This window comes from Chamaesiphon sp. VAR_69_metabat_338, from assembly GCF_031423935.1.
Taxonomy (GTDB): domain Bacteria; phylum Cyanobacteriota; class Cyanobacteriia; order Cyanobacteriales; family Chamaesiphonaceae; genus Chamaesiphon.
This window is the reverse complement of the sequence record NZ_JANPGM010000222.1, coordinates 1-7,046: the sequence shown is the minus strand read 5'-3', so window position 1 is coordinate 7,046 and position 7,046 is coordinate 1. Positions and strand designations below refer to the sequence as shown.

Below are 7,046 nucleotides of genomic sequence, written 5' to 3'. Positions count from 1 at the left end.
AGCCGAACCGGCGAAATTTTTTCGCAGTTTAATCCCCTCTTTCTTTCTCGGATTTGGCACGGCTAGCTCTAATGCGGTGTTGCCGATGGTCTTGAAAAATATGCAAGAAGATTATGGCTTGCGATCGGAAATTGCCAGTTTTGCCCTGCCGTTGGGTACGGCTCTAAAACGCGACGGCGCGACAATTTTACAAGGCTTTAATGCGATTTTTATCGCGCAGATTTATCACGTTCCCTTGACGCCATCGTTATTATTCGCGATCGGATTGAGTAGTTTCTTGGTTTCGTTTAGTACCCCTGGCGTGCCCGGTTCGGCTTTGATTACGATGGCAACGGTACTCTCGGCGGCAGGTTTACCCTTGGAAGGAATTGCCATTGTGGCAGGGATCGATCGGTTGACGGATGGGTTCAAAACCGTGCTGAATGTGGTTGGTAACAGTACCAATGCGATTCTCCTGAGTTTGTGGGAACCAGCCCCTGCTACACTAGCTCCATTGGTGGTAGCTCCCGTCGTGCAAGAATCCAGTATTCGCCATTAGAGATCCCCAGTAGCTACCTAATCATGCCAAAGATCGCAACTGCTGTGGCCATCTTCGGCATGATTATTGGGTTAGATAACTAAACTATTAATAATTATTCTCATCTATGTTGTCGTTTTTAATAAGTTATTTGTATCAAATCATCAGTTGATTTAAGTGTGCCTAGTAAAAATCTCCACGACCATAGTTGCTTTTCCTGAAATATATTGTGTGCGCGATGTCGTTGCTAGTTTAGGTGGAAGCTGCAATTAATTGCTCTAGACCTAGCTTTCATCCAGAAAGTCGAGAACTGCCATTGCGAATCCTTGCTCTCAGACTAACTGGCATCTCAGCAAAATAGCGTAGTAGTTGATGGGTGGATATTTGTCAATTGGCTTAATTGACGATCGGCTTATTGAGAATATTAGCTAGTTATTATAATGTGATAGTGCGAGAGCTTCAGCCAGCAATTTTTAGAAAAATTTGGTGCTGACGATCTCCGATCGATCTGCTCTCTACAGTAATTCGATGTCAATTTGTCAGTTGCAAGTACATTCAACCAAAAATCCTGCATCAATTGCCATCCAAGACGAGCGAGATCGACTGACATATCAGCAACTATCTCAGCGAGTCAACCAGTTAGCCAACTATCTCCGCAAGCAAGGAATCGAGCCGGATGTGCTTGTCGGAATTTATACTGACAGGTCGATCGCTAGCGCGATCGCCATTTTGGCAGTGCTTCAGGCGGGCGGAGCATATGTGCCATTAGATCCCACCTATCCATCAGAGCGATTGAGTGCGATTCTAGCCGAAACAAAATTACAATTAGCGATCACGCAACAACATTTAGCCGCAGATCTGTCGAACTGCGGGAGTGATGTATTTTCGATCGATACCCAATGGGCGGAAGTAGCCACCGAAAGCGCAGATTTCTGTGCCATCTACACTAATCCAGATCGGTTGGCTTATGTGATGTACACATCTGGCTCGACAGGTAAGCCTCAAGGCGTAGAAATTACGATCGAGCAGGTAGATTATTATCTGCAAGCGGTGAATGAGATCGTTAAAATTCGACCTGATGATGTTTATTTACTGTCAGCATCTTTTTCATTCTCTTCTTCGGTGAGACAATTATTATTACCATTAGCTAATGGGGCAAAAGTAGTAATTGCCGATCGAGAACACATGACTAATTTAGGTAGTCTCCTCGAACTGATCCAGACCGAAAAAATTACTATCTTTGATACGGTTGCATCTGTCTGGAATTATCTACTCGGTAGTCTCGATGAGCTAGAGACGCCTAGCCGTCAGCTCATGCATTCTCAGCTCAGAATGTCGATTTTCTCTGGTGGATTGCTTACAGCGCAACTATTAGATCGAGTGCGCAGTCAGTTTGCCCCAAAATCAGTACAAATCGTGAATATTTACGGTCAAACCGAAACAATTGGCGTCTGTGCTTATGTGGTACCCGATAACTTTAGTAAAACTGAAGGATATGCCCCCGTCGGTACTCCGTACCATCACAATCAACTATATCTACTAGATGAAGAATTGGCTCCTGTAGTTACTGGTGCAACTGGCGAACTATATGTCGCGGGGAAAAGTTTGGCGCGGGGTTATCTCCATAACCCGCAATTAACCGATCGCAAATTTATCATCAATCCGGTGGCAATCGATCGACAAGAACGACTTTACAAAACAGGCGATCTCGCGCGGTATTTACCCGATGGCAATTTGGAAATTGTCGGGCGGCAAGATTTCCAAGTCAAAATTCGGGGCATGCGGGTAGAAATTGAAGAAATCGAAACCGTCTTGATGCAGCATCCCGATGTGCGGCAAGCTGCCGTCGTCGGACATCGCAGCAGCTGGGCACTCGAAGAACAAACGATCGTAGCTTATATCGTACCAAATCGAGAGTCGATCGATATTCCTCAATTGCGCGCGTTTTTGAAAACTAAATTAACCGATTACGCGCTCCCATCGGCTTTTGAAATCTTGACAGCCCTTCCCCTTACCCCCAATCACAAATTAGATCGCAAACGGCTGCCAGCACCCAGACGCACACATATTGCCGTCGAATCATCCCGCGATGAAATCGAACTTCAATTAACTCAAATTTGGGAACGAGCGTTAGGAATTCAACCGATTGGGATTAACGAAAATTTCTTCGAGCTGGGCGGACATTCCCTCATTGCCTTACAATTGTTTGCCAAAATCGAACAAATTTGGCACAAACGATTGTCGTGGGGAATTTTGTTTGCATCATCGACAATTGCCGAGCTGGCGGAAATTATCCGGACTGAAACAATTGCCACTGAATGGTCGCCATTAGTATTGCTCAAATCGGGTCGCGCTCGATCGCCTTTATTCTGCATTCATGCTTTGGGCGGTACTTTATTTAGCTATTACGATCTCGTCAAATGCATCGGGACAGATCGACCTATTTACGGTCTGCAATCGCAAGGAATCGATGGCAAACAACAGCCACTCGATCGGGTTGAAGATATCGCCAGTTACTACATTCGATCGATCCAAACCATTCAACCACAGGGGCCTTATTTGCTCATGGGTTATTCTTTTGGCGGAATTGTCGCTTTTGAGATGGCCAGACAACTGGCAGAGCTTGGCGAACGCGTGGATTTCTTGGGGTTAATCGATATTCGATCGCCAACTTTAGAGAAAGCGCGGATGTCAGTGACAAAATGGTTGATTTTTCATTTAAACAAGCTCAAAAAACTCACCTGCCAAGATCGTCTCCAATATTTTGCCGATAAGATCTTTTATCGCATATCGATTAAGACGAAGGGCGATACAGCAGGATATAAAGAGGTAATGGCGAAGAGATTAGCTGATTTTGAAATGTTTGAACCAGAGTTGTTAAATGTTTTAGAAGCTAACTTGCAAGCGACGAAAAATTATCTACCGCAAGTTTATCCAGGCCGAATGACCCTATTTTGGTGTGAGTACCAGTCGCTATATATCGATCGCTACCCCGATCTCGGCTGGGGCGAACTTGTCGCTGGTGGCGTGGAAACGGTATTTATCCCAGGCGAACATCTGTCGCTCCTAACCGAACCCCACGTGCGAGTCTTGGCTGAAAAATTGAATTTGTCGATCGGGGATCCGATCGACAAAATCGCAACTCCAGCAAAATAACGATCGCACATTTGGCGTAAAGATCGACTATTTATCGCCACTTTGACATCATTCAACACTGCTCGATACCTGGCTCGATTTGTTACTCTGGCGAGCATCGAGTAAATAATGTAGTCAAGTTGACAGATCTTCGGGTGTTCGATCCGGTAATTTTTGTGGCTTTTCGGACATCGATGTCACCTGTTCAGATCGATAGCTGGTCTGTAATGATGTTTGACAACAACCAATTGGTTGCCCACTGAAACTTTCTGGAGAGTAAGATCATGTCTCGAATCGAAATTTCCAATCTCACTAATAACGATAGCTTCCTCACCGAACTCCAAGCTACAGATACCGCCCAAATCATTGGTGGTTCAGAAGGTAAAAAAGGCAACGGTGGTCGCGGTAACAACGGTCGCGGCAACGGTGGTAACAACGGTGGTGGCAACGGTGGTGGCAACGGTGGCAACAACGGTGGCGGCTATGGTGGTGGTTTCGGTGGCGGCGGCAACGGTGGTGGCGGCTACTGTGGTGGCGGTTATGGCGGCGGCGAACACGACGACTAATCGATCGTCCACCAAGAGGTTTGAGTCGCAAATCTACCAAAAATATTAGTGCGATCGATGCATTTAGCACTAGCGTTGAGGTGGCGGCTATTCAATCCTCGAAAATAACCCAAGTTGCTACCAGTACTTGAAGCGGTAGCAACTTGGGTTATTTTCGAGGATAGCGCGCTATCGTTCGTTGAGAGCTTGTTTGAGGCTATTGGCGATTACCTGACGGTAGGCTACGCCAACGATCGTCAACTATCTGTATTTACTACCGACTTATTTAAGAGACTATCCAATCTGTCGGCAGACCAGTACTCAGAAGGATAAGCAACCGCTGAAATCGAGGCAAGTCTGACGACCCAGGTAACTCGCTGAAAAATATATTCAGACGACTCATCTTCACTCCCCGGCACCAAAATCAATACTTCCACAAAATCGCGATCGATCCCAATCGGAATCCCGAAGTAACTTTTGTCGCGGGTTTCAAACCACACCTTGATCCCATCGTGCATGGCGGCTTTCAAACGTTGGTACAACAGACTAGATTCTTTGACTTCAGACTTTTTAGCCATGGTTATTCTCGATATCTAATATATATTTAGCCGCCTTCTGTCGAGCAACCACGATCGGGGGCAACGCTCTAGCCAGTCATTATATCCCCTGACGTTCCCTGCTCGATCGGGTTGTCAAGTGGCAAAATACGATCTGCTGCTTTAGCCGGCATCAGAATGGATGCGTTAGAATTATTGACGAACGAGCAAATGTCTCAAAGCTAATGTGTGCTGGCTGTTGCGGTTCTCAACCAGTCAAAGCTCACAACTTATAAATAACTAAAATTATGCTATCTAACCTCTTCGGTGGTAAAAAACTGACTATTCCCGCTCCCACAGACGCATTACCGGGCAGAGCGGAAAAAATAGCTCTGCCGGCCAAGCACTTTGTCAATGGCAATTCGTTTGCGCCACCATACCCCGACAACATGGAAAAAGCCATGTTTGGGATGGGGTGTTTTTGGGGTGCCGAGCGTAAATTCTGGCAACTGCCAGCAGGCGTTTATATTACCGCTGTGGGCTATGCGGCTGGCAGTACGCCCAATCCCACCTATCAAGAAGTTTGCAGCGGTTTGACCGGGCATAACGAAGTAGTACTGGTGGTATTCGATCCCGCAGTTATCAGTTACCCGCAATTGCTCAAAGTCTTCTGGGAAAACCACAATCCCACTCAAGGGATGCGCCAAGGTAACGATGCTGGCACGCAATATCGATCGGGTATCTATTGCTATTCCGAGAGTCAGCAACAATTAGCCGCAGCTGCCAAGGTAGCTTATCAAGCAGCTCTGGATAAAGCGGGACACAAAGAGATCACCACGGAGATTCTGCCAGCACCCGAATTTTATTATGCCGAAACCTATCACCAACAATATCTAGCCAAGAATCCTGGCGGTTATTGCGGTTTGGGCGGTACGAATGTCTGTATGCCGGAGAATTTGTCGGTGGCGAGTTAGGCTGTAGGCTTTAGGCTGTAGGCTTTGGAACTGCGTTCCTGGTTTTTCTTCATCCTTCACCATAAATAGCGGGATCGATCGCGTGAATGAGTTCGTCCGAGGCAATGTAATTGTCTCGGACTATTTGTTGGCAGCGCAGACAGGCGGCTGCGCCTGATTGGTGCCACCAACGGCAAGTGGCTCGAATCGCGCAAGCGGGCAGCCGATCTGTGACAGGGGGCAATCCGGCGACGATTCTGCTGGTGAGGCGGCAGTTGGTGCCATCAAAATGTCGGCAGCCAGTTTCGATACAAGTAGCCGCAATCCGAAACATTTCGGTGGGTTTAACGGGGGCATCGAGGGCGATTAACTCTGGGGGAAGCGGTTTGACTCGATCGAGATACACGACATGAGGAAGTTCTGGCGTACCTACCACGATCCCAAAAATGACACTACCAGACATCTCGGTATCGGCACTGGGACACATCAGCAAGGTAGTCGATCGATTTGACTGACGCTTGGACATATTTATTAACTTCAAATAATCTTAATTCTTCAGAAAGTAGCGATCGCCAATTAAAAAAGTCCGACAATTATTTTGGATGAATTCTTAGTTGCTGACGGCTTAACTTGCGGTCTAGTCTTGGCTTTCTTAGTTTTAGGTTGACCGATATCTGGTTTGCTGGGAACGGCGACTTTACCCATCATCTCTGGCTGTTTTTTGGGGGGACTTGCATTTGGCGGGATCGGGACACCAGCAGTCGTCGGCTGTGGGACACCATTGGCTTGGGCGATTAAAGCTCGATCGATCGCCACTGCCAGCAAACTATAAGTATCGCGATCGAAACCAATTAATTCGCCCATTGTCTGACTCAGATGCGCGGTTGAGGCGGTACTTTTAGTAGTGTAAGCATCGGCACGATCGACACTCCAACACACTCCAGTAAGGGCGAGCAGCATCAACAATAACTTAGTTTTCATATTAGATTCAGGAAAGGGGATTTAGCGATCTCCACCTACAATCCCGCCGCACCTAATTTCGGAAAAGTAGGGGTAATTCTTAGAGGATGTCTGAAAAGTCTAGCTTGTTAAGCTCAAACCCTATAAATCCCCCCTAACCCCCCTTAAAAAGCTACCGTGTATACACAAGTCTGTCGGACTTCGTTTTGAGATCTGAATCCCCCCTAACCCCCCTTAAAAAGGGGGGAACCGGACTCTTAGTCCCCCGCTTGGTGCCTTTTCATGGTCGGGGAACCCGACCGAAAAGGCATCCGCTTTTTAAGGGGGATTTAGCGGCTCCCGCACGCCTTTGTTCCCCGACGGTTTGCGGATGCGCTCGTCACGGAGGTTTCCTCCAGGT

7 protein-coding genes are annotated in these 7,046 nt (G+C 47.1%); 4 read left to right on the top strand and 3 right to left on the bottom strand.

The window, feature by feature from the left end; all coding sequences use genetic code 11:
- The 3 genes from RMO84_RS06575 to RMO84_RS06565 all read left to right on the top strand — a co-directional run.
- Window positions 1-538 (top strand): cation:dicarboxylate symporter family transporter (locus tag RMO84_RS06575; protein WP_310487673.1); only part of this gene is annotated, 538 nt, incomplete at its 5' end.
- Between the two features lie 465 nt (window positions 539-1,003).
- On the top strand, window positions 1,004-3,673 hold the full coding sequence (locus RMO84_RS06570; RefSeq protein WP_310487672.1) for an amino acid adenylation domain-containing protein: 2,670 nt from the start codon (window positions 1,004-1,006) through the stop codon (window positions 3,671-3,673).
- Window positions 3,674-3,936: 263 nt separating this feature from the next.
- The gene (locus RMO84_RS06565) at window positions 3,937-4,218 is read left to right on the top strand and encodes a hypothetical protein (protein ID WP_310487671.1); all 282 of its coding nucleotides are present in this window, start codon (window positions 3,937-3,939) and stop codon (window positions 4,216-4,218) included.
- Between the two features lie 236 nt (window positions 4,219-4,454).
- On the opposite strand, the gene RMO84_RS06560 is transcribed toward RMO84_RS06565, so the two are convergent.
- Window positions 4,455-4,775 carry a hypothetical protein gene (locus RMO84_RS06560; protein WP_310487670.1) on the bottom strand — a complete coding sequence of 107 codons (321 nt, stop codon included), beginning with the start codon at window positions 4,773-4,775 and terminating at the stop codon, window positions 4,455-4,457.
- 266 nt (window positions 4,776-5,041) lie between these two features.
- Between RMO84_RS06560 and msrA the strand changes: the two genes are divergently transcribed.
- Window positions 5,042-5,707: a peptide-methionine (S)-S-oxide reductase MsrA gene (gene msrA, locus RMO84_RS06555; protein WP_396135787.1), complete on the top strand. Its 666-nt coding sequence runs from the start codon at window positions 5,042-5,044 to the stop codon at window positions 5,705-5,707.
- A gap of 49 nt (window positions 5,708-5,756) precedes the next feature.
- On the opposite strand, the gene RMO84_RS06550 is transcribed toward msrA, so the two are convergent.
- Window positions 5,757-6,212, bottom strand: a complete 456-nt coding sequence (locus tag RMO84_RS06550) for a nitrogen fixation protein (protein ID WP_310487669.1) — start codon at window positions 6,210-6,212, stop codon at window positions 5,757-5,759.
- Window positions 6,213-6,262: 50 nt separating this feature from the next.
- The gene (locus tag RMO84_RS06545; protein ID WP_310487668.1) at window positions 6,263-6,667 is read right to left on the bottom strand and encodes a hypothetical protein; all 405 of its coding nucleotides are present in this window, start codon (window positions 6,665-6,667) and stop codon (window positions 6,263-6,265) included.
- Between the last annotated feature and the right edge of the window lie 379 nt (window positions 6,668-7,046).

Coding starts and splice junctions, on each gene's coding strand:
- RMO84_RS06565 (WP_310487671.1), top strand. CDS start 3,937: ATGTCTCGAATCGAAATTTCCAATCTCACTAATAACGATAGCTTCCTC.
- RMO84_RS06560 (WP_310487670.1), bottom strand. CDS start 4,775: ATGGCTAAAAAGTCTGAAGTCAAAGAATCTAGTCTGTTGTACCAACGT.
- msrA (WP_396135787.1), top strand. CDS start 5,042: ATGCTATCTAACCTCTTCGGTGGTAAAAAACTGACTATTCCCGCTCCC.
- RMO84_RS06550 (WP_310487669.1), bottom strand. CDS start 6,212: ATGTCCAAGCGTCAGTCAAATCGATCGACTACCTTGCTGATGTGTCCC.
- RMO84_RS06545 (WP_310487668.1), bottom strand. CDS start 6,667: ATGAAAACTAAGTTATTGTTGATGCTGCTCGCCCTTACTGGAGTGTGT.